Annotated in this window: 23 protein-coding genes; 7 read left to right on the top strand and 16 right to left on the bottom strand. The window is 61.0% G+C overall.

Annotation, left to right across the window (positions count from 1 at the left end):
* Positions 1-96 precede the first annotated feature (96 nt).
* Positions 97-468, top strand: a complete 372-nt coding sequence (locus JO965_RS02910) for a hypothetical protein (protein ID WP_203442220.1) — start codon at positions 97-99, stop codon at positions 466-468.
* A gap of 77 nt (positions 469-545) precedes the next feature.
* Here the strand turns inward: JO965_RS02910 and groL are convergent, their stop codons facing one another.
* Entirely contained in the window at positions 546-2,189 is a 1,644-nt protein-coding gene (groL, locus tag JO965_RS02905; RefSeq protein WP_203442219.1) for a chaperonin GroEL, read from the bottom strand.
* A gap of 103 nt (positions 2,190-2,292) precedes the next feature.
* Positions 2,293-2,427 (bottom strand): hypothetical protein, encoded by a 135-nt coding sequence (locus JO965_RS48890; protein WP_256451906.1) that lies wholly within the window; start codon positions 2,425-2,427, stop codon positions 2,293-2,295.
* 369 nt (positions 2,428-2,796) lie between these two features.
* On the opposite strand from JO965_RS48890, the gene JO965_RS02895 reads away from it, so the two are divergent.
* Positions 2,797-3,282, top strand: a complete 486-nt coding sequence (locus tag JO965_RS02895) for a cupin domain-containing protein (RefSeq protein ID WP_203442218.1) — start codon at positions 2,797-2,799, stop codon at positions 3,280-3,282.
* A gap of 157 nt (positions 3,283-3,439) precedes the next feature.
* Here the strand turns inward: JO965_RS02895 and JO965_RS02890 are convergent, their stop codons facing one another.
* The 7 genes from JO965_RS02890 to JO965_RS02860 all read right to left on the bottom strand — a co-directional run bounded on the left by JO965_RS02890 (position 3,440) and on the right by JO965_RS02860 (position 10,607).
* Positions 3,440-4,408 carry an ABC transporter ATP-binding protein gene (locus tag JO965_RS02890; protein ID WP_203442217.1) on the bottom strand — a complete coding sequence of 323 codons (969 nt, stop codon included), beginning with the start codon at positions 4,406-4,408 and terminating at the stop codon, positions 3,440-3,442.
* Between the two features lies 1 nt (position 4,409).
* The gene (locus JO965_RS02885; protein WP_203442216.1) at positions 4,410-5,420 is read right to left on the bottom strand and encodes an ABC transporter ATP-binding protein; all 1,011 of its coding nucleotides are present in this window, start codon (positions 5,418-5,420) and stop codon (positions 4,410-4,412) included.
* A 4-nt stretch (positions 5,421-5,424) separates the two neighbouring features.
* A complete protein-coding gene (locus tag JO965_RS02880; protein ID WP_203442215.1) occupies positions 5,425-6,342 on the bottom strand; it encodes a dihydrodipicolinate synthase family protein in 918 nt (305 codons plus the stop codon).
* Between the two features lie 20 nt (positions 6,343-6,362).
* Positions 6,363-7,244 carry an ABC transporter permease gene (locus JO965_RS02875; RefSeq protein ID WP_203442214.1) on the bottom strand — a complete coding sequence of 294 codons (882 nt, stop codon included), beginning with the start codon at positions 7,242-7,244 and terminating at the stop codon, positions 6,363-6,365.
* A 2-nt stretch (positions 7,245-7,246) separates the two neighbouring features.
* Positions 7,247-8,206 (bottom strand): ABC transporter permease, encoded by a 960-nt coding sequence (locus JO965_RS02870; RefSeq protein WP_203442213.1) that lies wholly within the window; start codon positions 8,204-8,206, stop codon positions 7,247-7,249.
* Positions 8,207-8,288: 82 nt separating this feature from the next.
* Positions 8,289-9,872 (bottom strand): ABC transporter substrate-binding protein, encoded by a 1,584-nt coding sequence (locus JO965_RS02865; protein WP_203442212.1) that lies wholly within the window; start codon positions 9,870-9,872, stop codon positions 8,289-8,291.
* Between the two features lie 12 nt (positions 9,873-9,884).
* Positions 9,885-10,607 carry a FadR/GntR family transcriptional regulator gene (locus JO965_RS02860; protein WP_203442211.1) on the bottom strand — a complete coding sequence of 241 codons (723 nt, stop codon included), beginning with the start codon at positions 10,605-10,607 and terminating at the stop codon, positions 9,885-9,887.
* Positions 10,608-10,764: 157 nt separating this feature from the next.
* On the opposite strand from JO965_RS02860, the gene JO965_RS02855 reads away from it, so the two are divergent.
* The 3 genes from JO965_RS02855 to JO965_RS02845 are packed head-to-tail and all read left to right on the top strand — an operon-like array spanning position 10,765 to position 14,350.
* Positions 10,765-11,736, top strand: a complete 972-nt coding sequence (locus tag JO965_RS02855; protein WP_203442210.1) for a Gfo/Idh/MocA family protein — start codon at positions 10,765-10,767, stop codon at positions 11,734-11,736.
* Positions 11,733-12,785 (top strand): Gfo/Idh/MocA family protein, encoded by a 1,053-nt coding sequence (locus tag JO965_RS02850; protein WP_203442209.1) that lies wholly within the window; start codon positions 11,733-11,735, stop codon positions 12,783-12,785. The genes JO965_RS02855 and JO965_RS02850 overlap by 4 nt, the downstream gene beginning before the upstream one ends.
* The gene (locus JO965_RS02845) at positions 12,782-14,350 is read left to right on the top strand and encodes a putative N-acetylmannosamine-6-phosphate 2-epimerase (protein ID WP_203442208.1); all 1,569 of its coding nucleotides are present in this window, start codon (positions 12,782-12,784) and stop codon (positions 14,348-14,350) included. The genes JO965_RS02850 and JO965_RS02845 overlap by 4 nt, the downstream gene beginning before the upstream one ends.
* A gap of 317 nt (positions 14,351-14,667) precedes the next feature.
* Here JO965_RS02845 and JO965_RS02840 read toward each other — a convergent pair whose 3' ends face one another.
* Entirely contained in the window at positions 14,668-14,955 is a 288-nt protein-coding gene (locus tag JO965_RS02840; protein ID WP_203442207.1) for a CopG family transcriptional regulator, read from the bottom strand.
* Between the two features lie 768 nt (positions 14,956-15,723).
* On the opposite strand from JO965_RS02840, the gene JO965_RS02835 reads away from it, so the two are divergent.
* Positions 15,724-16,113, top strand: coding sequence for a cupin domain-containing protein (locus tag JO965_RS02835; protein ID WP_203442206.1), 390 nt, complete (start codon positions 15,724-15,726; stop codon positions 16,111-16,113).
* A gap of 275 nt (positions 16,114-16,388) precedes the next feature.
* Here JO965_RS02835 and JO965_RS02830 read toward each other — a convergent pair whose 3' ends face one another.
* Positions 16,389-17,186 carry a dienelactone hydrolase family protein gene (locus tag JO965_RS02830; protein WP_246776727.1) on the bottom strand — a complete coding sequence of 266 codons (798 nt, stop codon included), beginning with the start codon at positions 17,184-17,186 and terminating at the stop codon, positions 16,389-16,391.
* A gap of 632 nt (positions 17,187-17,818) precedes the next feature.
* Between JO965_RS02830 and JO965_RS02825 the strand changes: the two genes are divergently transcribed.
* On the top strand, positions 17,819-18,250 hold the full coding sequence (locus JO965_RS02825; protein ID WP_203442205.1) for a hypothetical protein: 432 nt from the start codon (positions 17,819-17,821) through the stop codon (positions 18,248-18,250).
* 186 nt (positions 18,251-18,436) lie between these two features.
* On the opposite strand, the gene JO965_RS02820 is transcribed toward JO965_RS02825, so the two are convergent.
* From JO965_RS02820 to JO965_RS02800, 5 genes are all read right to left on the bottom strand, one after another.
* A complete protein-coding gene (locus tag JO965_RS02820; RefSeq protein WP_203442204.1) occupies positions 18,437-18,979 on the bottom strand; it encodes a hypothetical protein in 543 nt (180 codons plus the stop codon).
* Between the two features lie 33 nt (positions 18,980-19,012).
* A complete protein-coding gene (locus JO965_RS02815) occupies positions 19,013-20,161 on the bottom strand; it encodes a hypothetical protein (RefSeq protein WP_246776726.1) in 1,149 nt (382 codons plus the stop codon).
* 114 nt (positions 20,162-20,275) lie between these two features.
* On the bottom strand, positions 20,276-21,052 hold the full coding sequence (locus JO965_RS02810) for a TfuA-like protein (protein ID WP_203442202.1): 777 nt from the start codon (positions 21,050-21,052) through the stop codon (positions 20,276-20,278).
* On the bottom strand, positions 21,045-22,265 hold the full coding sequence (locus JO965_RS02805) for a YcaO-like family protein (RefSeq protein WP_203442201.1): 1,221 nt from the start codon (positions 22,263-22,265) through the stop codon (positions 21,045-21,047). The genes JO965_RS02810 and JO965_RS02805 overlap by 8 nt, the downstream gene beginning before the upstream one ends.
* Positions 22,265-25,243 carry an adenylate/guanylate cyclase domain-containing protein gene (locus JO965_RS02800; protein WP_203442200.1) on the bottom strand — a complete coding sequence of 993 codons (2,979 nt, stop codon included), beginning with the start codon at positions 25,241-25,243 and terminating at the stop codon, positions 22,265-22,267. Before JO965_RS02800 ends, JO965_RS02805 begins: the two co-directional genes overlap by 1 nt.
* Between the last annotated feature and the right edge of the window lie 415 nt (positions 25,244-25,658).

The raw sequence follows: 25,658 nt of genomic DNA, 5'->3' as shown, positions 1-25,658 counted from the left end.
CGGTCGTTTGAAACCGTTAGTTAACCATGAAGGCCCATGCTCTCCCTTGTGCCTCAAGGGCTGGGCGGGCTTCCTCTTACCTGGAGACGGTTGATCATGGCGGAGAAAGGTTTCACCGACACGATCGAAGAGAAGTTGGCACTGATCTCTCCGACGTTGAAGGCCATCGAGTTCGGAGGAGATCTGCCCTATCTCCACGAACTGCAGACGCTTCTCAGGCAGCACCTGGCAAGCCTTGTCGTCCAGTTCGAGCGAGATCCCGGTCTGGATGCCGCAACGACCGATTTGTACGCGGCAGCTGCCGCTGTCGTGAACGACACCACAACGGCCTCGCAACCACTCGCTCGAAAACGCCGTCTGCTCAAAGAGGCTCAAGCTCGCTTCCACGAGCGCATTGCGACGGCACGGCCGAGCGAAAGAAGAGCCTGCGCTTCCTGGCGACAGAACGAACTCTTCCTTGCAGCCTGATCCAAACCCAGGTTCCGCGTCAGCGAACAGTGGACCCTGTTATTGGCTGACGCGGCCCTCCGGGTCCGCACGATGCGTTAGAAGTCCATGCCGCCCATGCCACCCATGCCGCCCGGCATCGCCGGAGCGCTTTCACGCTTCGGAGCCTCGGCCACCATGGCCTCGGTGGTAACGAGCAGGCCGGCGACGGAAGAAGCATCCTGGAGGGCCGTGCGAACGACCTTTGCCGGATCGACAATGCCGGCTTGGACCAGATCGACGAATTCCTCGGTCTGGGCATCGAAGCCGAAGGTCTCGGACTGTGGGTTGTCGGTGATTCTGCCGACCACGATCGAGCCCTCGACGCCGGCGTTCTCGGCGATCTGACGGATCGGAGCCTCGAGAGCGCGCAGCACGATATTGATGCCAGCTTGAATATCGGGGTTGTCGCTGGAGAGCTTGGCAACCGCACCCTTGGCGCGCAGCAGAGCCGTGCCGCCGCCGGGAACGATGCCCTCTTCCACCGCAGCCTTCGTGGCGTGCAGAGCGTCGTCGACGCGGTCCTTTTTCTCCTTCACCTCGATCTCGGTGCTCCCGCCGACATGAATCACCGCGACGCCGCCTGCGAGCTTGGCGAGACGCTCCTGGAGCTTCTCACGGTCGTAGTCCGAGGTGGTCTCCTCGATCTGCGCCTTGATCTGCTGAATGCGCGCCTCAATGTCTTGTCGAGAGCCAGCTCCGCTGACAATGGTAGTGTTTTCCTTCTCCACACGCACGGTCTTGGCCCGCCCGAGCATGTCCAGCGTGACATTCTCGAGCTTGATGCCGAGGTCTTCGGAGATTGTCTGGCCGGCGGTGAGGACCGCGATGTCCTCGAGCATGGCCTTGCGGCGGTCGCCGAAGCCCGGAGCCTTCACAGCCGCGATCTTGAGGCCGCCCCGCAGCTTGTTCACCACAAGCGTCGCGAGCGCTTCACCCTCGATATCTTCCGCAATGATCAACAGCGGTTTGCCGGTCTGAACGACAGCCTCGAGGATCGGCAGCAGAGCTTGGAGCGAGGAGAGCTTCTTCTCGTGGATGAGGATGTAGGGATCCTCGAGCTCGGCCACCATCTTCTCGGCGTTGGTGATAAAGTACGGCGAGAGATAGCCGCGGTCGAACTGCATGCCCTCGACCACGTCGAGTTCTGTCGCAGCCGTCTTGGCTTCCTCGACGGTGATAACACCCTCGTTACCGACCTTCTGCATAGCCTCCGCCAGCATGCGGCCGACCTCGGCATCGCCATTGGCCGAGATGGTGCCGATCTGAGCGATCTCTTCGGACGAGCCAACCTTCTTGGCGCGGGACTGGATGTCCTTCACGGCCTCGGCGGTGGCGAGATCGATGCCGCGCTTGAGGTCCATTGGGTTCATGCCGGCGGCCACCGCCTTGGCGCCCTCGCGGACGATGGCCTGGGCCAGAACCGTCGCGGTGGTGGTGCCGTCACCGGCCACCGTGCTGGTCTTGCTCGCCACTTCGCGCACCATCTGGGCGCCCATGTTCTCGAACTTGTCGGCCAGCTCGATTTCCTTGGCGACGGTGACGCCGTCCTTGGTAACCCGTGGCGCCCCGAAACTCTTCTCGATCACCACGTTGCGGCCCTTGGGGCCCAGGGTGATCTTCACGGCATCGGCAAGGATGTCGACGCCACGGAGCATCTTCTCACGGGCGCTCGTAGAGAATTTGACTTCTTTGGCTGCCATAGCTTCCTCCAATTCTGATCGTTCTCGAGTGACACCGTCTAAGCGGCTTTCTGGGCGTTAGCAGTCCGTTCGATGACGCCCATGATGCCGGATTCCGTCGGGATCAGGAGCTTTGACCGTCCATACAAACCTCGGTGCCGGACCACTTGCCGAAGAGCACGCCGTCGCAGAGGCCGATGGCGACTTCAGCCTCGATGCGACGGACGACAACAGGGTCGTACAAGGGAAGAAATGTCATAGGGCTCCTCCTTGTTCTGTTCGTCAATGAGGGGGCTCGTATGCGCCGGGCAGTTACTTTAGCACTCGACACGCCGGAGTGCTAAGAAGAGATAATCATGCCGCCGGGAGGGCTGCAAGCCTATCCTTCTTGAGGAGAGGAACTTGAGGGAGAACCGGACCCTCAGGAGCAGCGTTAAACCGCCATACACTGCTTGGCCGTACCGAGTTCCATTAAAGCGCGTAGAGGGTCGTTGAGGCTATCCGTGAGCGGAGACAGACAACCCTTACCAAACGATGATACACCGGAGGCCTGAGCTGGCCTTCCTCACCCTCGTCCTCCGTGCATGTTCAGGAAGGCGCGGCAAGCCAAATCGCCTCGGAGAATGTCATGACGGACCACAGCCACGATCAGCACGAGCATTGGAAGCAGCACGGTGTTCAGGTGATCAAAGGCGATCGCCTCGATCCGAACACAGCGCAGACTCCGGGCATGTTTCGCCAGGCCGCCATCAATCATGCCCGGGTCGGCGCACAGAAAATCTGGGCGGGTACGGTCTCGATCCAGCCGAATGCCAAGACTGGGGTGCATCACCATGGCGAATTGGAGAGTGTCATTTATGTGGTGCGGGGCAAGGCTCGCATGCGCTGGGGCGAGCGGCTGGAGTTCGTCGCGGAGGCCGGGCCGGGGGATTTCATCTATGTGCCGCCCTTCGTGCCCCATCAGGAGATCAACGCCAGTCCAGACGAGTCCCTCGAATGCGTCCTGGTGCGCAGCGACAACGAAGCCGTCGTGGTGAACATCACCGATGTGGACCCGGTCGAACAACCGGAGGAGGTCTACTGGATCGATCCGATTCACAAGCAGCCGGAATAGGCGCAGGATAGCGCCCCGGAGACGAGCCCAAACGCAGCCGATACTTGAATCGGGCCGACGTAGAATTCACTCCGCCGGCACGCTAGCGCATCGTGCGGAAAAGTGGACTCGGTTTTCCGCACCGAACGATGCGCTCTTCAAAGAGTGGAGCATCGGATCAACCGCTAATGTCGCGTCGGATACAGGCCTTCAAATGTCCGGGCGAAACCTCTTCGAGCGGAGGCACCACGGCCGCACATCGTTCCTCCGCATGAGGGCAACGCGTGCGAAAGACACAGCCTGAAGACGGATTGGCCGGGCTCGGAATGTCATCTTTCAGGATCTCGCGCACGTGGGCCTTGGCCGGATCCGGAGACGGAATTGCCGAGAGTAGTGCCCGCGTATAGGGGTGACGTGGATCGCGATACAATTGCTCGCTCGGGGCGATTTCCATGATGCGACCAAGATAGAGCACGATGACTGTATCGCAGATGTATTCGACGACGGCCAAATCGTGCGAAATGAACAGCATGGACAGACCAAGGCGGATCTGCAGGTCACGCAGAAGATTGACGATCTGAGCCTGAATCGAGACGTCGAGCGCGGAGACAGGTTCGTCGGCCACGATCAGCAGCGGCTCGAGCGTCAACGCCCGCGCAATGCCGATGCGCTGGCGTTGGCCGCCGGAAAACTCATGAGCATAGCGATCGAAAGCGTCGGCCGGAAGGTCAACTGCCGCAAGCGCCGCTTTGGCACGTTGGACCCGCTCCTCACGCGTGCCGATCCGTTGAATCTCAAGGCCCTCGGTCAGAATCTGCCCGACGGTCATTCGCGGTGACAGGCTGGCGAAGGGATCCTGAAAGATGTACTGCATGTACTTGCGCTGACGGCGCATCTCGGCGGAAGAGAGTTTGGTGAGGTCGACGCCGTTGAAGCGCACCTCGCCCGAAGTCGGTTCGATGAGGCGCAGCACGGAGCGCCCGATGGTCGTCTTCCCGCTGCCCGACTCCCCGACAAGGCCGACGACCTTCCCGCGCGGCACATCAAAGGAGATATCGTCAAGCGCGCGCACTACGGAGCCGCGGGAAAGGCCGGTCGGCTTGAAATGCTTGGTCAACCCTCTGACCGAGAGCAGCAGTTCCTCCATCTTAAACCTCCTGCCATCTGATGCAGCGGCTCTTCCGTCCATTGCCGCTTTGGTACAAGGACGGCATGTCGACCCGACATGCGTCGACGGCATAGGAGCAACGGGGAGCAAAGGAGCAGCCTTTCGGGAGCTGAGCTAGGCTCGGCACGGAGCCCGCGATGGTCGGCAGCGGGATGCCCCTTCGCCTCAACTCGGTCGCCTCCCCCAGCTTGGGGACCGAGCGCATCAACCCGACTGTATAGGGATGCCGTGGATGTGCGAACACATCGGCGACTGAGCCGGTCTCGACGATGCGGCCGGCATACATCACAGCCACTCGGTCGGCGATCTCCGCCACGACTCCCAGGTTATGCGTGACGAACAGGATGCCCATGCCCCGTTCGGTCTGCAGCTTCTGCAGGAGATCGAGGATCTGGGCCTGGATTGTCACGTCGAGCGCGGTGGTCGGCTCGTCAGCGATCAGCAGGACCGGATCGCAGGCAAGCGCCATGGCGATCGTGGCACGCTGACGCATGCCACCGGAGAGCTCGTGCGGGTATTGCCTGGCACGCCGTTCGGGATCGGGGATGCCGACCGCGGTCAGGAGGCCGACCGCTGCGGCTGCTGCATCCTTGTGGCTGCGCCCGAGATGGATGCGCATCGGCTCGGCGATCTGCTCGCCGATGGTATAGACGGGATTGAGGCTCGTCATGGGTTCCTGGAACACCATGGCGATGTCGTTGCCCCGAATTTGCCGCATGCTCTCAGGGTCAAGTTGGGCAAGGTTCTGCGTCTGGCCCGACTTTCCTCGAAACAGAATGCTGCCGCCGGCTATCTGGCCTACCCGTTTTGGAAGAAGCCCCATGATCGAGAGGCTGGTGACGGATTTGCCTGAGCCGGATTCGCCGACCAGCGCCAGGGTCTCGCCCGGCGCAATGGTCAGATCCAGATCCTGTACGGCTGCGACTTCGCGCTCGCCGATCCGGAAGACCGTCTTAAGACCCGAAATGTCCAGGATCGGGGCCGCATGCATGGCTTCAACTCACGAGCCCGGCGGCTCGAACGATCTCGTCGACCTTCGAAGCCTCGTCGGCATTGAGCGAGCGCTGCGGCTGGGCCATCGTGTTGGTGGCAATGACACCGAGTGAACGCATGGCCGTCTTGAAAGCGCCGACGCCCGCTGAGCCGGCGCTGGTGCGGGGCAGGGAAACCCAGACCATTTCGAACAGCCGGCACAACCGCTCCTGCTCTTTGCGCGCGGCCTCCCAATCTCCAGCCTGAGCGTAGTCCCATAGCCGGACATAGCCGTGCGGATCAACGTTGGCGAGACCCGGGACGACGCCATGCGCTCCCATCTGGAGGGCGTTGTCGACGACGATCTCAGAGCCCGTCATAAGGAAGACGTCAGACTTGTCGGCGAGATCCAGCAGACAGAACCGGAAGTTCCCGTCATCGCCGCTCGAGTCCTTGAGCCCGGCGATGGTGCCCTCGCGAGCCAGCGTCACGGTTGTGCTCCGTTCCAGCTTGGTGTGGACGCAGACCGGAATGTCGTATGCGATCACCGGAAGGTCGAGCGCCTCGCGCAGGTAGCGGAAATGGTCGATCACCTCCGGCTGGCTCGTCCGGGTATAGAAGGGAGCCGTTGCGACGACAGCATCGACACCGATCGACTGCGCCACTTTCGCATGGTCGATAACCCGGTGGGTGGTCGGATCGATCACGCCGGCCAGGATCGGCAGGCGCCCGTTCACCACCTTCACGGTGTGTTCGAGGATCCGACGTCGGGTGGCCTCGCCGTGAAAGATCACCTCGCTCGTAGAGCCAAGCACGAAGAGACCGTGCACGCCGCCAGCGATGAGATGTTCCAGCACCCTGGTATAGGACGGATAGTCAACCTCATAGTTCTCGGTCAGAGGAGTAACGACGGGAGGCACGACGCCGCGAAACTTAGTCATGGTAAGCCTTTACTGCTTGGTCATTGAAGATCGGAACGGGGATCGAAGGCGTCGCGCAGACCGTCGCCGACGAAGTTGATCGCCAGAACGGTGATGACGAGCGCCACGCCCGGGAACATCCACTGCCAGACATACTGCTCGAGCACGCTGGTCGAGCGCGCCGCGTTCAGCATATTGCCCCAGCTGGCCTCGGGAGGAGCGATGCCGAGCCCAAGGAAGGACAGACCCGCCTCAAGCAGAATGGCATTGGCGATCTGCAAGGTCGCGTAGACCACCAGGATGTCGACGCAGTTCGGCAAGCCATGTCGGAGCAGAAGATGTCCCATGCCGGCTCCCATGCCGCGTGAAGCGACCACAAAGTCGCGTTCGCGCAGCTCAAGGAGCCGGGCCCGGATCATGCGCGAAAGCACGGGCCAGGACAGCAGCGAGATCACGGCGATTGTGGGCGCGATACCCGTGCCGACGATCGAGGCGAGGACGAGCAGCAGGATCACGGGCGGCAGCGTCATGGCAAGGTCGACGAGGCGCATGATGGCGCCGTCGACCACGCGGCCGCTGAAGGACGACACGGCGCCGACGAGAAAACCGATGACGATTGAGACCGCCACCGATGTCACGGCGACGAGAAGCGAGATGCGACCGCCCTGCATCAGACGCGCAAGGACGTCGCGGCCAACGCCGTCCGTCCCGAACCAGTGGCTGGCACTCGGTCCCTTGTTGAGGGCGCGCAGGTCGATCTGGTTGGGCGAGTAAGCCCACCAGATGGGATAGGTCAGGATCGCCAGGACGATGACGGCGAGGACCGCGAGCCCCAGCAGAGCGACGGGATTGGTGGCAAACCGGTCGAGTGCCCTGGCGATCGGCCCTCGGCGGGAAGCGGACACTGCGGTAGCGGCACTCATCGTCAGGCGACCTGGATGCGAGGATCGATGGCGGCATAGGCGATGTCGGTCAGGAGATTGACCATGATGACGCAGGCTCCGATGATCAGCGTCGCCCCCATGATGACCGGGTAGTCTCGGGTATCGACGGCATTGATCAGCAGCAGGCCCATGCCCGGCCAATTGAAGACGCTCTCGATGAAGATCGCGCCGCCCACCGCGATGCCGATGGTGGACCCGATGAGTGTGACGACCGGCAGCAGCGCGTTGCGCACCGCATGCTTCATGATGACCCAGAACTCCTTGACGCCCTTCGCGCGGGCGGTGCGGACATATTCCTGATTCAGAACCTCGAGAAGTGACGCGCGCATGTAGCGCATGATCAGCGCAGCGTGGCCAATGGACAGAAGGCAGGCCGGCAGAACGAGATGAGCCAGGAGATCGCCGGTCGAGAATGGCGCACCGGGTGTCAACATGCCGCCCGATGGCGCCCATCTGAGAACCACGGAGAATAGGTAAAGCCCGAGGAGCGCCGTCAGGAAGGCCGGGCTTGAAATGCCAAAGAAGGCGATGATGGAAAAGCCGATATCGGTTGGAGAATTCCGCCGGACCGCACTGAGGATTCCTGCCGCAATGCCAAGTACGATCGCAATCGCAAGTCCGGCCGCCATCAGCAGGACGGTCGGTCCGATGCGTTCGAGCACGAGGGGCAGAACTTTCACCCCATTGCGCTGGATCGAGTAGCCGAGATCGCCGGTGGCGGCGGCCCGCAGCCATGCCAGGTACTGGACAGGCAAGGGCTGATCGAGCCCAAGGCGCGCACGCAGCGCATCCATTTCAGCCTGAGACATGGCGACGTTTGGGTTCACGTAGGCGTCGATGGGGTCGCCAGGCGCCAGACGGAGGAGGATAAAGACGAGTATGCTCAAAGCGACGAGCATCAGCAGACCGGTGGCGAGGCGCCTCAAGATGTATGGCAGCATGAGTGTGCTCTCGTGATTTCAAGTGAGGAGATGGCCGGACTAACGCCGCGCCACCTCCCCCTGAGTCGTCGGACGGCTTTGTCTATTTCTCGATCGACCACTTCTCGGGGTGAGCATTGTAAGGTCCGCCGGCCGGAGCAGGCACCCAGACGAAGTCCTTCAGCTTGGTCGAGGCGACTCCGTAACGGTTGGCGACCCACATCGTGGCCCAGGGAAGATTGGCGTTCATCACCTTGCAAACATCCTGATAGCGGGCATTCAGCTGCTGCGGGTTGGTTTCTGCAAGCGCGGCGTCCAGCGCCTTGGTCAGGTCCGGCATCTCGATGCGCAGAAAGTTTGCTCCGGCAGGGGGCTTCTGCGCCGCGTTCAAGCCGATATTGATGCCCGATGGATCAGGTCCGTTCTGAAGTCCGGCGTAAACGAGCGGGAACTGGCTGAAGTCAGGATTTGCCGCGTAGATGATGCCGTTGTAGGTCGGGGTATCGACCACGCGCGGAACCACATTGATGCCCACCTGCGCGAGCATCGCCTGCACGGCGGCCATGACGTTGGCAGCCTGGGGCGTGTTGTAATAGGTCAGCCAAGTAACCGGCTTGCTTCCATTGATCTTGTCCCAGCCGGCCTCCGCCAACAGAGCCTTGGCCTTGGCTGGGTCATACTTGTACGGGTTCAACCCTTCGGGAACGAGTTGCTTGGCGACGTAGCCGCAATTGGCAACGGTCGCGGCTCCGCCATAGAGGCTGTCGATGATGGCCTGACGGTCGATGGCGTGCATGATCGCTTGGCGGACACGAACGTCCTTCCAGAGCGGAACCTGTTGATTGAAACCCACATAGTTGGCAACGAAGGACTGTCCCTCGATGACGCGGAAGCTCTTGGTGTCCTTAAGAGCCGGGACATCGTCAGGCTCGACGTAGGTAAACTGGATTTCTCCCGCGCGCAGAGCCGCCACGGCTGCAGCCGTGTTCTTGAAATAGCGATTGATCACCCGGTCCACCTTGGGACGGCCAAGGCGATAATCCTCGTCAGCAGTCAGTTCGACATACTGGTCGGTCACATATTGCTTGAACTTGAACGGGCCGGTTCCAATCGGCTTGGTTGCCCACCATGTGCTGGTCGCCAATTCCTTCGGTGTCATGCCGGAGAGCGCGTGTTCAGGCAGGATCATGAGCTTTGTCAGCGTCGCGAGGAGGCCCGCATCTGGACGCGAGAGTTTGATGACTGCCGTACGTTCGTCAGGCGTCTCGACGGAGGAAATCGCGTTCAGGCGGGCGGAGAAGACCGTTCCGGTTTCACCGTTCTTGGCGAGGTCGACCGTAAACTTCACGTCCTTGGAGGTGAAGGGCTTGCCATCGTGCCAGGTCTCTCTGGCGAGCTTGAAGGTGTATTCCGTCTTGTCGGCGTTGACGCTGTATTCGGTGGCGAGCGTCCCTTCGATGGCCGTCAGGTCGGCATTGTAGTTGATCAACGGCTCGAAATAGACGTTGAGCCAAGTGAAGCCGCCGGTCGCCGCGAGCGGATTGAAGTTGCCCTGGAAGCCGCCCGGACCAACATCGAAGCCGCCGGTGATCGTCTTCTGCTCTTGCGCTGCCAATGGCGATATCAGGGCCGTTGCCCCAAGAAGAGCTGCGATGGGGACAGCTCGCACGATGTTTTTGAGCGACATTAATTCCTCCCGTTAACCGTTGGTGGATCTTCTGTTATTCGCGATAACCTCGGAGATACCTTCGTAGTGTTTGTCGAGCCTTTCTCGGGCTCGTTCGACATCGCGCGCCGCAATCGCCTCAATGATCTCATGATGATCACGCCACGTGGAGAGCGGGTCGGCATTGGCGAGGTTGGCGAAGTTGGAAGCCTTGTAGAAGGCCCGCCAGAAAACCTCGATCAGGCCGGTGAGCATTCGGTTGTTCTGGCAGCGGAACAGCAGCCTGTGAAACTGCTCGTCCTCTTCGGCGAAGCTTTCGTTGCGCTCGGCGCGCTGGCGCATCCGTTCCGTCACTTGGCGCAACGCGGCAAGATCGTCCTCGCCGATCATCTCGATCGTTTTGTGAATAAGACCAACCTCGAGGACGCGGCGCAGCTCGCGAAGTTCCTCGACATCCCGCAAGGCGTCACCGAGACCATAGGCGAGATTGTCCAGGAGCGGCTGGAACGAGAATTCCTTCACGAACACGCCGATGCCGCGACGGGTTTCCAGGATTCCGAGGGATTCGAGCGCTTTGATCGCCTCTCGCACGGAGTTGCGGCTGATCCCGAGCTGCTGAGCAAGAAAAGTTTCGGGCGGCAGGGCATCGCCGGCCTTCAGCTGATTGTCCTCAATGTAGCTGCGCAAACTTTCCTGCACGGTGACATGCAGAGACGGAGGCTTGGTCAAAGGCTTTATGTCTTTCAAGCCGGACATGCTTACTCCTGCTCGCCGTCGGCATCGCGCCAGTGCATCGAACGTGAAAAGTGGTCCTTCGGATCGCACGCGGCGCTTAGCGAGAACCACTATTCATCTTGATGCATAGCAGGTTGTAGGATATCCAGCAAGTGGACTACTGGACAGGCATAGGGACATGCGGGTTTGTCTTTTGGGTGTCAGTCACTGGCACGCCGCGATGCATCTGGATGCGGTCAGGGCTTCCGGCGGCGCTGTCATTGCGGTTTGGGACCAGGACGCGAGAGCAGGAGCTGACTTTGCCGGCGCTCACGGACTTGCCGCCTGCCAAAGCGTAGGACAGGCGCTCGCCAACAGGCCCGACCTGGTGGTGCTCATGGGCTCCCCCCGGGAGGTTCCGGATATCGCCTTGGGGGTTGTTGCCGCAGATATCCCGATGGTTCTTGAGAAGCCGGCGGCCAGCACGACAGGAGAGTTGCTGCGGATCGTCAAGGCTGCCCGGAGCCAAGGCCGCTTCGTCGGTGTGCCTCTCCCGAACCGCTTCGGGCCCGTCTTTCAAGCAATGGCAGAGCTTGAGGCGGAAGGCCGCCTCGGCAAACTCGCCCATGCCCATTTCCGGATCGTCAATGGTCCGCCACAACGTTATCGAGACGACGGCGTCGGCTGGATGCTCGATCCGGCAGTCGGGGGCGGCGGAGCGTTGCGCAATCTCGGCATCCATGGCGTCGATGCCGCCCTCTCCGTCGCGCAGGGAACATTGCGGGTTATCTCAGCCTCGATCGGCAATCGTATCCACGGCGAGCGGGTCGAGGACCATGCCCTTCTAATCCTGCACGACGAAGCCGGAACGCTTTTTACTGTCGAGGCCGGGTACACCTATGCCTCGATGGCTCCTGGCGGCGATTTCGAATGGCGGATCGCCACCGGCAATGCCTACCTGATCGATCGGGGCGAGGCGGCGCAATGCGCGACGCTGGACGATGGACACACCCGCGCGCTTGCTCCCGAGCATCCCAGTACGCGCTACCGCCTGTTCATGGCCGACACATTCGCCAGGCTGCGCTCGGGTGAGGCGCCAGCGGTAGACATCGAGGATTACCTGGCAGCGATGCAGATCATCGACGCCGCATACGAGAGGGCAAACGCATGATCGGAGTTGGGATTATCGGGGCCGGCCATTTCGGCGCAGTTCACGCCCGCGCCATGACGGGCGTCGACGAGGTCAGGCTCGTCGCATCCTGCCGGGAGAATGCGGATGCCGCAGCGGCCTTCGCGGCCGAGCATGGTGGCAAGAGTTACCGTGACTGGCGCGCCCTGCTCGACGATCCGGCCGTCGATGCCGTGCTGATTGCCACGCCGCACCACCTGCATGAAGAAATCGCCGTGGGGGCCGCGCGGGCCGGCAAGCATATCCTGCTTGAAAAACCAATGGCGCCGAGCGTCGATGCTTGCGATGTCGTACTCGCGGCAGCCAACGAGAACCGCATCAAGCTGATGATCGGGCATGTGATGCATTTCGCCCTGCCCTGCCTCAAAGCCAAGGAAATTATCGATTCAGGTATCCTCGGCCGACCAGTGTTCGGCACGAGCTGGATGATCAAGCTCTGGATGGAAAGCAACCGCCGTCCCTGGCACCTCGATCACGCCTCGGGCGGTGGTATGCTGATGACGGCAGGAATCCACGCGCTCGACCGATTGATCTGGCTCATGGGACAGCCAGTCACCCGGGTGACCGCAATGACCGGCACCTATTTCCACGAGCAGCAGGCCGACGATTCCGCGCTGATCGGATTACGCTTTGCGAACGGACAGATCGGCCAGGTCACCAGCGTCGGTTACCGCAATGGAGCGGTGACGTTCGCCATGGACCTCGTATGCGAGAAAGGTATGATCCGGATTGATTTCGACCACGGCGTCTCCACCGGTCAGGATGGGGCCTGGACGCCGGTCAGCGGGTCCATTGAGCCGAATTGGATGGACGTGGCCGTGGCGCGCGAGTGGCGGGCATTCGCCTCAAGCATCACGAACGATACGCCGTCGCCGGTCACGGGAGCCCATGGGCGCCATATCGTCGCCTGCATCGAGGCGGCCTACCGGGCAAGCGCCAGCGGGTGCGAAGTGCCGGTCGCTGATGCAGCGACAATGCAACCCGCACCCAACGCTCAACAGGACGCTCAACAGGTTCGGAGTTCTTCGTGACCTCGTTGCTTGCGGACGCCGCACTCACAGACAGCCTGCGAGGCGGCTTGATCGTCTCGTGCCAGCCCGTTCCCGGCGGGCCATTCGATGATCCCGCGTCGGTCGTCCGCTTCGCGCTTGCTGCCCAGAACGCCGGTGCCAGAGCCCTGCGAATCGAGGGCATCGCCAATGTCGCGGCGGTCGCCGCCGCCTGCTCGCTCCCGATCATCGGTCTGGTGAAGCGCTATTTGACGAACACATCCGTCCGCATCACCCCCTGGGTCGAGGATATTGCCGCGCTGTCCGAGGCCGGTGCGGCGATCATCGCCTTTGACGCCACCGACCGGCCGAGACCCGTACCGATCAAAACGCTGATCGAGGCGGTGCACGCCCGGGGCCGCCTCGCGATGGCCGACATTGCGACGATCATCGAGGCCAGGAGCGCGGACGCACTCGGAGCAGACATCATCGCCACCACGATGTCCGGCTACACGGAGGAAAAACCACCTCCGCAGGGGCCCGATATCGACCTGGTGCGGGAGGCAGGCAGGCTCGGCAGGCCTGTCTTCGCCGAAGGCCGCTACAACGAGCCGCGCCTTGCGGCCGCAGCCATGCGGGCCGGAGCCACCGCGATCGTTGTCGGCTCCGCCATCACCCGCCCAGAGCACATCACGCAATGGTTCAGCAACGCGATCGCGGCTGCGGTACTGCCGGAGAGACCTGTTCTCGCAATCGATATCGGCGGCAGCAAGACAGCCGTTGCACTGGTCCTGGGAAACCGCATCATCGAGCGGCGGCAGATTTCAACGAGACCCGCCGATGGCGCGGAGGAATGGCTAAGACTCACCGTCGACGTAACACGCGATTGGCGCGGACAGTATAGTGGGGTGGTGGCTGCGGTAACCGGTCTGGTGCGCAATGGACGCTGGACGGCGGTCAATCCGGCGACCCTGCCGGTCCCAGCCGACTTTCCTCTGATACCACGGCTGGAAGAGCTCTTTTCCTGGCCGGCCTTCGCACTCAACGACGCTCAAGCCGCAGCCTGGGGCGAGTTTCGCTTTGGCGCCGGCCGGGGTCGCGATCTTCTCTTCCTGACGGTGTCGAGCGGGATCGGAGGAGGTGCCGTCATCGGCGGACAGCTCTTGGATGGCGCGAGTGGCCTCGCGGGGCACGTCGGCCAGATACCGGTGCCAGCATCTGATAACCGCTATCACCGCTTGGAGGATCTGGCGTCCGGGTTTGCCATAGCGGCTGCGGCGCGCACAGCCGGACATGATGCGAATGCCAGAGCGGTTTTCGCCGCCATGGCAGCGGGCGAGACGTGGGCCGAGCGCATCGTCGACGAGGCCGTCGACCATCTCGCTCTAGCTCTGCCGGGATTACAGGCTGTTCTCGATCCGCAAGTGATGGTGATCGGTGGTGGTGTGGGTCTCGCACCTGGCTTTCTTGCCCGTCTCGAGAACGCTCTGTCCCGTTTTCCCACGGCTCTCAGACCCTCTCTCTCGCTTGCTTCACTTGGAGCCGATGCTGGTCTACTTGGCGCAGCGGACCTTTTGGACAGGCGGCGTCCTGTCGCGTTCGTCTAGCCACCGGGTGTCCTTCGTCTCCGGTCAGGTCTGGCACCCGAGATAGTTCTTCCGGCCGGCGAGCAGATCGAAGACGGCACGATACCGCGTGGTCGACCAAATCCGTTGCACCTCTTGACATAGGTAGTGCCAAAGCCGCCAAGCGTCTGGTGCGGAATCTGCTCACGAAGCAAGGCATCTCAAAGAAGGTAGTCATGCCGAGCATTGTGTCCCGCCGGCATGAAGGCCTGAACAACCGTCCCGTCGACGCGACTGGTTCGGCTCCCAACGGCACGATCAATGTGACGATGTCGTTCCATTTCGAACCCGATAGGAGGTCACGGATTCGCCAGTTGGCTTTTGATCGCGCGTTCGATCCACTCATCACGCGTCATTCCAGCCCGACCCGCCGCTTCGTCGATCTGGTTGAGCAGATCCGGTTTTAGGGCCGTCTGAACGAGAACATCTGTCTCATCGGGATTCGCCGGCACATAGGCTAATCCCGTCACCAACCGCGCAAACCGACGAACTCGGTCGGCTTTCTGCTGATCGGAAAGGGAGCCGTCGGCGGCGACGAGCGGACAATAGGCGCCAATCAGGTGGTCCACGATGAGCGCAGGCTTCATCCCGCTTCTGCGAAGATTGGTCATGAGCTCCCCAAGCCGGTTGCCTGCGGTGACGTCATTGGCCCCTGAATACAGATCCTTGAGTGTGGGAGCAGTTCCCGTTGCGCTTGTGGCGGTCGTCTCCGGGCAAGTGAAGGCTGCGGCACCGGCTGGTGCGAGGGCTATGCCTCCGATTCCCACGATAGACACCAGAGCAATGAACAACGCGTGTCTAACGGTCATCATGCCCTCCATTTGCATCTTACAGGGCTCGAGATCTTAACGCTTTGCACATGCCAGCGGTAGATCGCCGAAGTAGAGAATAGCGCCAGACGGTGAGTTAACATCTCTGTCTGGAAGGTTGTACAGGGCCGATCCGCTTAAGAAATCGGGGCGCGGATAACCGTGATGGCCAGGAGTTCTACTCCGCACGGATTGGCTACATGGGCGCAAGACCAACTTCGCCATCTCGAAACCCTCTTGCGACGCACGGCCGGTCCATACATTGGGGTCAGGCGGTAAAGTTCGCTGACTTTTCGAAATGTCCGACGCTCCCCGCGTGCGCGGATATTCGGCGTACTTCAGGGATGTGCCGATTTCGTTCTCTCATGGGTCAAGGGGTGGCTCTAGAACAAAAGATGCGGGTCGGACTATGGAAGCGCCTGCCAAGCGTGACAGGAGGCGCAGGAGAACGCAGTCGATCCGGTTCTTGGACTTGCTCCGGGAGCACCAGTGCGGCGCCTCGCAGGGTAGTGTAACCTTCCTCCACTGGCTTTAGGAGCATGCTCGATGTCCTTTGAAACCAAGCGGCTCGGCACGTCGCCTGACGCGACCGCCCCTGACGGATCCGAGGTGCGCATCCTGTGCAGCGCGAGTCGGGGCAGCCTGGCCCATTTCACATTGCCGCCGCATGCAGTTTCGAGAGCAATGGCGCATCATACCGTTGACGAGGTCTGGTACTTTGTCTCGGGCTGCGGGCAGATGTGGCGCCGCTCGCATGACTTGGAAGAGATTGTGGACGTGGAGCCCGGCGTCGCCATCACGATCCCGGTCGGAACCCACTTCCAGTTTCGCTCCGTCTCGCCCGAGCCGCTGACAGCGGTTGGGACAACCATGCCACCCTGGCCGGGCGAAGGCGAGGCATTTGCCGTCGACGGAATCTGGGAACCAACCGTTTAGCGGCGTCCCAGCAATCCCACGTCAAGGAATCGGCATAGGGCATCAAGGCCTGCGAGAACGTCGCGCAGGTCAAATCCACAAGGGGATCATGCCGGAAAGCAGATCAATCGGCTGGAGTTGCTTCATCCTGGTCGATTGGAACATCTGCACGGCATCAAAGGCGGCGCCTGAGAGCAGCCCGGAAACGATCTGCCCAACTGCCGAATGCGGCATTCAGATCGTTTGAGGCCTCGCGCCATCGCTTTAAATGGCATCGCGGCGCGAGACGATCAGCGCTACTTCTGGAGGTTGGTACTGAAGAATTTCAGCGCTTCCGCCTTCGCCTCGCGATCCACTTGTGCGTCGTAGCGGAGTGGCAGATTGAACTTCTGACCGATCTCCGTTGCCTCAGGGTTGGTGAAAGCGTGCACCGCGCCCGGGTATTCGATGATCCGGTACTCTGCCTTGGCCGCGTCGAGATCCTTCTTGAGCGCCTCATATTCCTCGCGCTTGACGAAGGGATCGTCCGCGCCGTTCAGAATCAGGACCTTCGCCTTCACCACCCCTGGCCCCGGCGCCGGCGTGTTGAGTCCGAGCGAGGCGTGGAAGCCCGCAACCGCATCGAGGTCGGCACCGGTGCGGGCCATATTCAGCACAACGGCGCCGCCGAAGCAGTAGCCGACAGCGCCGATGCGCGTTGAATCGACTGAGGCATGCCCGGCGAGTTGGCTCCGGGCAGCGTTGAACCGTGCCTCCATCACCTTCGGATCCTTCATCACCGAGGTCGCAAGCGCGTCGGCATCCTTTGGGTTGTCGGCGGTCTGACCGTCTCCGTACATGTCTGCGACGAATGCGGTGTAGCCCTGCTGCGCGAACTTCCGCGCCTCGTCGCGAACGTGGCTCGTAATTCCCCACCATTCGGGCACCATGACGATCCCGGGGCGCTTGCCTTGAGCCGCGTCGTCGTAGACGATGAAGCCCTTCATCGTGCTGCCGCCGTCCTGATAGGTAACCGGCTCCTCTTTGATCGCCGCGTGTGCGTTCACGGTCATCGTCAGGGCACAGAGTGCCGCCGCCATCATCGTCATTCGCATGAGGATCTCCCAGAGCATTCGGGAGATGGAGCCGAACCCGACCTCTCTCAGGTGGACGGGCCCTGGCCTCCATCCTCGAGAGATTGTGCTCCTTTCCGAAGCTTGTGGCTATCCTCTGGTTGCTTGTATTCGCGTTGAGATAAAGCAGCTCGATCCAACGGGGAATTTGCCTTCGCCTGTGACCTCAAAGATGCTGATGCATGAAGGCCCCAGACTTCGCGAGGGCCTGACGCCCTGGTCCCAGATGTGCGTTCCACAACGGCCAAGCATGGATCCGGCCAGCCTCGGTGACCAAGCGGCGATCTCGCTCTTGTTCATAGGCTTTAACTCCGTTGGCCCGGCGGATTTCCTTTACCGCCGTCTCGGCCGGCTCCTTGGCCGGTCCTCGTTCTGTTTCATCGTCTCTTCCTCAAGGGTTACGATGAACCAGAAACTCTTCCTTCTTCAACTTGTCTGACAGTATCTCGGCGGCACCGATAAGGTCGCCGCTTGGTCGGGTCGCACCTCTTCTGGATGAGTCGACCTCGATACTCCGTTATGCCACGCTGCTCTGCAGATCTGTGAAGTTCAGGACGTTGTCCTGATTTATCCCGGCTGTCGTCCCCGATGAAAGCCAACCATTGGAGGATCTCATGGTCCACCTCGTCATCAGAGTCATTGGATCAGCCAAGTGGGTGACGGTCGAGGACCTGAGCGGTCCGGTGATCAAGTTCAATGACCGCGTCGAGGCCCAGCCCAAACCCGGTGACTACAGCAAAGATGTCGTGGTCGACATCCACTCCACCCCGACGAGGCCCGGACGTGCGGTCGTCTACGCCGGGCGTCGCGAGAGCGACAGGTCAGTCAAGTTTTATTGCGAGAATCTCACGAGGTCATGCGTCCTTAAGATATCTGACGATGACCTTCGGCCCAGAAGTGAGGACAGCGCGGGTTTTGCCGATTGCGAATGCAGAAAAATCGCGCTGCCTAGAGAGAAAGAGTCACCGCCTGAACAGACAGAGGCTGAGCAATCAGCAGGTGATCGCGCAAGAGCGGATGCCGAAGCGGACGCGACCAGTAACTAATGCACTTTGCGGAGAAGCGGACCTGCTTTTTCGCCGCCGCGGACCTACGGTTCACACCGGATAATCGCTCATTCCAGAGGTGGAATCCACTCCGGGCACGATGCTTTAAACGAAGCAATTCGTTGCAGGCGGGAAGAGACCGGCGAACTGCCCAAGTGCGGCTGCATGCTCGCCTCGTCGCAGCAATCATGAATTGGTCAGGCGGCCGCCCCTATGGGACATCTGCATGCGGCTGTCATAGGTGTTGGGCGCACGTTTTCCGGGGAGATTGGCATCGAGAATGAGGGTTTCGGCCGTATCGACCGCTGCGCTGATTTCCATCAAAGGGGTGCGCATCTTCAGACGCCACATGCGATAACTGTTCGAGGCGAGCGGTCCGGTTTCGTCAAACCCACACCCGACCGCGGGCAGGTCTGGTCCATCGTAGTAAAAGGCGTAGATCCGGGTCTTGTCGGGCCTGAAGCAATGTCCTTCGAACGCATAACCGTAAATGGCCGCGATAACGACCGTATTATTTTGAAGGACGTTGAAGCCGCCCGCGCCCATCCGGTAGCGAAGATCCAACTGCAGCACGACCGTCTCCTGCGCGGGGCGGAAATTGACATGCTCCGTCAGGTCGAGGCGGGCATAGTTCTGGACGGCGTTCAGTTTGACGCCGTAAAGGATGATCTCATCCGTTGCGAATTGATCGGTACTGCCAGGGGCCGGAACTTCGGAAGCATAAGGCATTCGCTCTCTCCAAAGCGCTGAAGGTGTGTTGCGTCAAAGAATGTCCCGCCAGACGAAATTGTCATGGATCCTGTCGGCGAACCGATGCCCCCGCCCCTGTTCCATCCGGCGCACGATGGCGCTTGCCGCATTCCGGAATGAGAGAGTGTCGGGGGTCAGGAGCTCCCAGGAGCGAAGCAACGCGTCACCGACGATATCGCGCGCCTCTTGCAGGGCTGACTTCACGGCAAAGTGCCGGATCTGGTAATCCTGTTTCGATACTGCGAGCTCCCGGTCGATGTCGGTTTGCGTCAGACTTTCGCGAACGGACTTGATCCTTCGCGTGTCCAGAGAAGCAAGGCCGCGTTCCAGGAGAATGAGCTGAAAGATCTCAAGGAGTGCGTCGAACATCGCGCCTGTGAACGGCCTCGACAGGTCATGCACCTCGCTTCCCACATCGGACAGCTTGAGGGAGTTGCTTGCCTTTCGGATCTGACGCTCGTCGAACAGCTCAGCCACGCGGTCGAGCTCGTTCGAGACGAACAGGTTGCCGTTGGTCCGCCGCAGCATTCTGTCCAGAGCCGTGTCGAAATGCAGGAGTCCGATCAGTGAAATGAAATCCGCCGCGAACTCGTGATAGGCGAGATACTCGACCCCGGGACCGGACCGCTCCGGCACCCCCAAAGTGCCGAACAGAACCAGATGCCCGGTCTCGTGCGCGATCACGTCGAAGTTGAGAGCATACGGAACGGGCTCGTCCCGGCTATCGTCCTCCCCGAGTTCCAGGAAGCCGTATCCGGACTGAGCATTGGTCCAGGGGAGGTGTGGAATGATCTCCAGGCGTTCGTAGGTTGGCAGGAAGAACCACGGAATCTCGCAGCCTACATAGCTTTCACAAATATCCAGGACTCTCCTCACGCATGCGAAGGCGTGCGCGGCCATGAACTGACGTGTGTGGACGGGAATGTAATCGAAATGTCCGTCCGGCCCCGGCTCCGCCGGAGGATACGATTCTCCCGTGTAGGGAGGAAAGTAAGGCCTTTGATAGGGTGCTTTGGCGATCAAAGGATCGGTCACATACATCCGGTGATCTTCGGGACCTGTTCCCACGCCACCCGGCGGCGTCGATATCCAGATGATCTCCGGCTCTTCATAGCCTGGAATGAAAGGGGCTTGCGGATGGACGCGGAAGCGGGTTCCCAATAACGGGGCTCCCGATGAAGCAGTGTGCCATCCGGTAGGTGAGACGTCCATAAGCAGGCTCGATATCCAGCGCCGGTTCGAGCTTGGCACATCTCCACCGGCGGGTCACGGCTACTACCACCTTTGCGCACCAAGCCGGCCTATGTCGAATCCGGCGTCTTCAAGATCCCGAACGAAGGCTTCCGTCAGCTGAAATCGAGGGGCGCGGACGGCTTCCGTCATACGCGTCCCTGCTCGCATTGCCAGCTGGCGCAGCAGGCCGATAGCGTCGATCCGTTTCTGACTGATGGTGTGATCGCGTAGCCAAGCCTGCAGGTTACGCAGGGATGAGGCGTATTGTGCCGGGATCTCGGCTTCTGCCCTCGTCAGGACATGAGAGTAGCTGCGCTCGAGAAAGTGGGTGGAGCGGGCGATTCCGACCAGATGCTCGCGAAGGTTCGGCGGAACGATTCCAGCGCGCACCGCGCGGTTGAACGTGATCCTCATGTCGATGAGTGCATCGCCCAACGCTCCTGCGCCGAGTTCGGGAGGAGCCATGGCGACCGCAACCTCATCGTCCTCGGCGAAGGGAACTGACCGATACCAGCGGTAGATAAGGCCATAGCCCCTCATGCCATAGCCCGCGAGTTCCGCCGCGCGGAGCGCGCCGAGGCTCGACGCCCCGAAGATTTCGACGCCCTGAGCGAGAGCCCACAGGATCTCCTTATGACGCACCGTCGGGACCGAGCCGAAAGCGCCATCGATGAGAACGATGATTCGCGGCCGCAGCAATTGCACGGCCTCGACGATATCGCCCTGATCGGCTGGAGCGGCATAGTGAGCCTGAAGCAGGTTTCGCGCTTGCTCCTGTGGCAGACTTGGTCCCAGGAAGACGACGATCCGGTTATCCATGCCGGCCTCCAGGCCATAGACGCAGGGGCGGAGCGACGACGCGGACCACATAAACTCCCAGCGTTAGGGAAGTGAACAGAGGGACTACCAAGATCGCGCGCGCTCCGGCCTGTTTCAGCGCCTCGACGAGCATGGGCAGCCCCGTGGCATCCCCTTCAGGAGCATGCCGATCCGGCTCATGCGACACCGAACCTTTCGAGCGAAGCTGATCGCGCCATTCCGCCAGATGCTTCCGTTCGTGCGAGGACGGGTACATTCGCCGCGTCAGGTCCTCCCGTGCTCCCGCAATAGTGGCTGCTCTTGCCTGACACGCCTCCAGGAGCGCGCTGACGAGAGCGCCGTCGCTGGTGAAGCGGCAGGCCGATCCTTCGGCGGGCATCGGGGCCAGCTCTAACGGCCATTCGCCTTCCATCACATGGCAGCGATAGACCGGCAGGGGATGCGCTTCCTGCGCCCGCCAGGCCGCAACGACGAAGCCCGCGTCCTGCACTCTGCGCAGCAGCGACACGGCGTCTCCTTCGCGGACCGTCGTCAGATCGATCTGGAACCGTTCATAGAAGTATGGTGTGCGACGCGTTCCGACCAATGCGTGCCGCTCCAGGATCTCGAGGCCCGCTTGAATGATCGCGGCCATCAGGCTCCTTCCGGCACCCAGCCCCGTCGTCACGCGCGGAAAGACCGCCGGATGCGGATCGGGACAGGTGTAAACCGTATCGACGAGAGCAAGCGGTACAGCGCCGGGAGCGGAAGACATAAGATCCCAGCTGTCGATCAACGGAACCTCGCGCGACGCCCAGTTCGCCTGCATGGTAGGATCAACCCATCGGGCGTACAACTCCATCCAGTCCATGCCCAGGGCCGATGGCGCTGCCATGCGTACGGCCGTATCCGGAATGCGCTCCGCTGCCCATGTTTCAAGAGACTCCATAAGGCCGGACGCGGCCGCCGTCAGGATGTCCATACCTTTTCCCTGGGAGACGGCATTGGAGAGCGCAAGCGGCCTCGTGACCTGCACGACGGACAAGCCAATGCGGTCGAGCCGGGTCAAACTGCCGACGCGCGTAATGCCGAAGTGCTGGCGGTTGCGTAAGAGACGGCGCAACCATGTACTCAACTCCTCTGCATCGATATAAGCGGCAGGTGCATCTTCTTCAGCTATGAGAAGATCGGGAACATGACGAGCGTGGGGCGCGAGGATTCCAGTTATCGGCATCAGCCTTGGTCCAAGCGTTGGAGATCATCGCGAACGCGTTGAGCAATTGTCTCGGCCCCTTGCGCTACAGCCAGCGAGAGTGCGCGCTCCAGATCGAGTCGCACGAGCACTGCGGAGCGCCCGCATTGCTCGCCAAGTGCCGCACGCCGCCGATAGAGTTCCGGCAGCCAGAACACATCGCTCGTCCGCTTCGCATACTCGAGCGCCTCCTCTATGGCCCGAAGAGCGAGATCGTCGCGACCCTCGCATTCGAGCGTCGCGGCTCTCATATCCATGTAAAGGGGAAGATCTTCTTCCGTGCCAATTTTCAGTTGATGCTTCAGGCCCCGCTCAAACTTGCCGCGGCCCTCAGTGACATGACCTTGCAGGGCAAGGGCCCAACCGGAAAAGATATCAGCTTTCGCTTCGCAATTGGGAAGGTCATACTGTACGGCGAGCTCCCGCATCCTGGCGGAGAGCCGCAGCACCTCGGGACCATTCTTCTCGAAATGGTTGAAGATGAGCGCTACATCCAGGGCATGACAGATGCTGCCGAGATGATTGATCTCCTCCGCCCAGTGCAGTGCAGCTTCGACGCTTTTGGCAGCGGCCGCACGATCACCACGGAACCAGAGCGACTGTCCCCGCTCCGCTAGGCCGCAGACCTTGGCGTCATGCCCTCCATACTTTGTCCGATTGAGGACGGCCCGTTCCCGATCGTAAAGCCGCAGACCCTGATCGATGCATCGGAGACAGTCCAAATGGTTGCCGGCATGGAAATGGGTCGCCCAGGAACAGTGCAGCGCTTGAAGCCTGATCTCCGGATCAGACGTCTTCTCCAGATCGGAGACGATGACCTGCGAGCGCGCAACCGCTTCGGAATTCGGCGAAGTGATCCACCAGCCCCAATAGAGCGGAAACCACTGCTCCCGATCCGTCGGGCCTTTGCCCCTGCAGATGGCGATGGCCTCCTCGTAGGTGCGACGGGCCTCGCGTGATCCGCTCCCGTACAGAGCCATTTCGACCGGTCCTCTTGTCGCCAGCAGGCGCAGCATGAGGTCGTCCGTCGAGGAAGATTGCGTAACCCGAGACAGACAGGTTTCGGCCGACGCCAGAAGCTGATAGGCCTCATGCATAGCGGAGCGGATAGCGCAGCCTTCGGCGGCCCTGATAGCATATTGCGTAGCCTCCTGGAACAGGCCAGCCCTTTCGCAATGCCAGGCCAAGACATCATCGGACAGCTGTGGCGAACCACTGCCTTTCGAAGCGGCGACGATCCGGCGATGAAGTTCGCGCTGCTCCGATTTCAGCAAGCTGTCGTATGCTGCTTCCTGAAACAGCACATGCCGGAATCGGAAGGATCTCTCTCCTTCCCCACCTGCAGGATGAACAACATTGTTCGCGACAAGGCTTTCAAGGTGGCTCGCTATCGTGTCATGCGGCATCCCGCCTGCAATCGCCACCAGATGCGGGAAAAGGAATTCCCGCCCGATGACGCTTGCAATCTGGGCGATCCGCCGTGCGCCGTTCATGCCGGCGATACGCGCCAAGAGGAGATCCTTGAGTGTCGAAACCCCTTCTTGGACCAGCATGGTCTCCCAGGAGACTTTAGTGCTATGCGCTGAGCCGAACCTATCCTTGAGGAGGTATGCCAACTCCTCCACGAAGAGCGGAACGCCTTCGCTCCGCGCCTCAATGAAGTGTGAGAGACCTTGAGGGACTGGGTGCGGCTTCCAGATCTCCTCCACCAGTTGAGCGACATTGCCTGACGACAATCGCGCAAGGTCCTGTACGACGACCCCCGGACAGCTGGTCAGATCAGGGCCCACAGGCTCTCTGGACGAGACGACGAGCAGCGCCCGAATACCGCCGATCCCACGCGCCAATTCCGCAACCAACGATTTCGTCAGCGCGTCCGCCCACTGATAATCCTCAAGAATGATGAATTGCGGTTTACGTGCAGACCAAGCAGACAGGACGTCGATCATGGCTCCGATCGCTGCTCGGCTAAATTGCTGACCTGGAACATCGATCGGGCTCATATCGCCCCCAAGCCTTCCAGGGCTCACTTCCGCAAGAAGGCACAAACTGTCGATGCTCTCCTGACGGACATCGGGAACGAGCTTCGCGAGATAAGCACGGACAGCGGCGTTATCGACTTCCTCCGACCCTGTGAAGTGCCGGATCTCGCGAATGAAGCGGTCGATGAGTGCATGAAATGGACGCCGGTTGCCGCGAGGCTGGCACTGGAACAGCCGTCTGTCGCAGCTCGAGCGATCAACGTGCCGGGAAAGCTCGGATACAAGCCTCGACTTTCCAATACCGGCCTCACCTGTCAGGAAGAGAATGCGTCCTGTTCCTTTCTCAACTTCACTCCAGCAGCGCAGCCCAACTTCAATCTCCTGCACCCGCGCCACGAGAGGCGTATCCGCGCGGCGTCGCGTTTCAAACCTTGAATCCAGCTCCCGCTTCTCGAGCGGCTGCCAGACAGGCTGCGGCTCGCTGAAGCCCTTCACGGTGATATTGTCGACGAACCGATAGTGGAATGCGCTATGGGTGAGCCGGTGCGTCGTCTCCGATACGAGGACCGAGTCTGGGGCTGTCAGTGTCTGAAGACGGGCGGCGAGGTTGACCGCCAGCCCAATGATCTCGACCCCTCCGGGAAGCCCCACTCTCGAAGAGGAATTGACCACGACGGTGCCGGTGGCGAGGCCGATTCTCATCGGCACTGCGGAAATTTTGTCGCTCGCCTGCTCCAGGTTCCTACAACGTTGAATGATCTCAAGGGCAGCGTTGACCGCCGCCTCCGCTGCATCTTCCGTTGCAACGGGATAGCCGAAGAAAGCACAACCGCCATCACCCGCAATCTGGTCAAGATATCCATCGTAACGCTGGATAATGGATGCAACGGTCGTATGGATGGCTCTTTGCGCATCCGCGAATTCCTCAGGGTCGAGCATGCTGAGAAGTGAGGTCGAGTCGACGATGTCGTAAAACATCGCCGTCACCTGTCGACGCTCTCCGATAGGACTCGCAAGCTTGGGATCCGCAGAACCGATAGTGACCGGATTGCCTGTCATAGTTTTCCCAAAGATGTTGGAAAACTATATCGCAGGGTCAGACCCCCAACAATGGACTTGCAAGGCCGGCAGCGCGAGCGTGCCCGTTAGGTTATATCTTTTGATTAACTGCCCTGCTCATAATAGGATCAGAACATGATGATTAAGACAGATGCGGGCTCAGGGCGGCCTGACCCATTGCAGCAAGCTGGGTGGGGTTCATCGCTAGCGCATCGTGCGGGCCCAAAGGGCCGCGCCGAACGATGCGCCGCTTAAGGGATTGAGCATCGGATCAAGCCCAAAATGCAAATCCACTTTTGGGTCCGATGCTCTAATGTTCAGTCTGAGCTGCACT

The organism is Microvirga sp. VF16 (assembly GCF_016864375.1).
Lineage (GTDB): Bacteria > Pseudomonadota > Alphaproteobacteria > Rhizobiales > Beijerinckiaceae > Microvirga.
The sequence above is the reverse complement of the archived record's forward strand: the minus strand, read 5'-3'. Positions and strand labels throughout refer to the sequence as shown.

Excerpts from the sequence above, each read along its gene's own strand:
- JO965_RS02910 (WP_203442220.1), top strand. The coding sequence starts at position 97 with ATGGCGGAGAAAGGTTTCACCGACACGATCGAAGAGAAGTTGGCACTG.
- groL (WP_203442219.1), bottom strand. The coding sequence starts at position 2,189 with ATGGCAGCCAAAGAAGTCAAATTCTCTACGAGCGCCCGTGAGAAGATG.
- JO965_RS48890 (WP_256451906.1), bottom strand. The coding sequence starts at position 2,427 with ATGACATTTCTTCCCTTGTACGACCCTGTTGTCGTCCGTCGCATCGAG.
- JO965_RS02895 (WP_203442218.1), top strand. The coding sequence starts at position 2,797 with ATGACGGACCACAGCCACGATCAGCACGAGCATTGGAAGCAGCACGGT.
- JO965_RS02890 (WP_203442217.1), bottom strand. The coding sequence starts at position 4,408 with ATGGAGGAACTGCTGCTCTCGGTCAGAGGGTTGACCAAGCATTTCAAG.
- JO965_RS02885 (WP_203442216.1), bottom strand. The coding sequence starts at position 5,420 with ATGCATGCGGCCCCGATCCTGGACATTTCGGGTCTTAAGACGGTCTTC.
- JO965_RS02880 (WP_203442215.1), bottom strand. The coding sequence starts at position 6,342 with ATGACTAAGTTTCGCGGCGTCGTGCCTCCCGTCGTTACTCCTCTGACC.
- JO965_RS02875 (WP_203442214.1), bottom strand. The coding sequence starts at position 7,244 with ATGAGTGCCGCTACCGCAGTGTCCGCTTCCCGCCGAGGGCCGATCGCC.
- JO965_RS02870 (WP_203442213.1), bottom strand. The coding sequence starts at position 8,206 with ATGCTGCCATACATCTTGAGGCGCCTCGCCACCGGTCTGCTGATGCTC.
- JO965_RS02865 (WP_203442212.1), bottom strand. The coding sequence starts at position 9,872 with ATGTCGCTCAAAAACATCGTGCGAGCTGTCCCCATCGCAGCTCTTCTT.
- JO965_RS02860 (WP_203442211.1), bottom strand. The coding sequence starts at position 10,607 with ATGTCCGGCTTGAAAGACATAAAGCCTTTGACCAAGCCTCCGTCTCTG.
- JO965_RS02855 (WP_203442210.1), top strand. The coding sequence starts at position 10,765 with ATGCGGGTTTGTCTTTTGGGTGTCAGTCACTGGCACGCCGCGATGCAT.
- JO965_RS02850 (WP_203442209.1), top strand. The coding sequence starts at position 11,733 with ATGATCGGAGTTGGGATTATCGGGGCCGGCCATTTCGGCGCAGTTCAC.
- JO965_RS02840 (WP_203442207.1), bottom strand. The coding sequence starts at position 14,955 with ATGAAGCCTGCGCTCATCGTGGACCACCTGATTGGCGCCTATTGTCCG.
- JO965_RS02835 (WP_203442206.1), top strand. The coding sequence starts at position 15,724 with ATGTCCTTTGAAACCAAGCGGCTCGGCACGTCGCCTGACGCGACCGCC.
- JO965_RS02830 (WP_246776727.1), bottom strand. The coding sequence starts at position 17,186 with ATGCGAATGACGATGATGGCGGCGGCACTCTGTGCCCTGACGATGACC.
- JO965_RS02825 (WP_203442205.1), top strand. The coding sequence starts at position 17,819 with ATGGTCCACCTCGTCATCAGAGTCATTGGATCAGCCAAGTGGGTGACG.
- JO965_RS02820 (WP_203442204.1), bottom strand. The coding sequence starts at position 18,979 with ATGCCTTATGCTTCCGAAGTTCCGGCCCCTGGCAGTACCGATCAATTC.
- JO965_RS02810 (WP_203442202.1), bottom strand. The coding sequence starts at position 21,052 with ATGGATAACCGGATCGTCGTCTTCCTGGGACCAAGTCTGCCACAGGAG.
- JO965_RS02805 (WP_203442201.1), bottom strand. The coding sequence starts at position 22,265 with ATGCCGATAACTGGAATCCTCGCGCCCCACGCTCGTCATGTTCCCGAT.
- JO965_RS02800 (WP_203442200.1), bottom strand. The coding sequence starts at position 25,243 with ATGTTTTACGACATCGTCGACTCGACCTCACTTCTCAGCATGCTCGAC.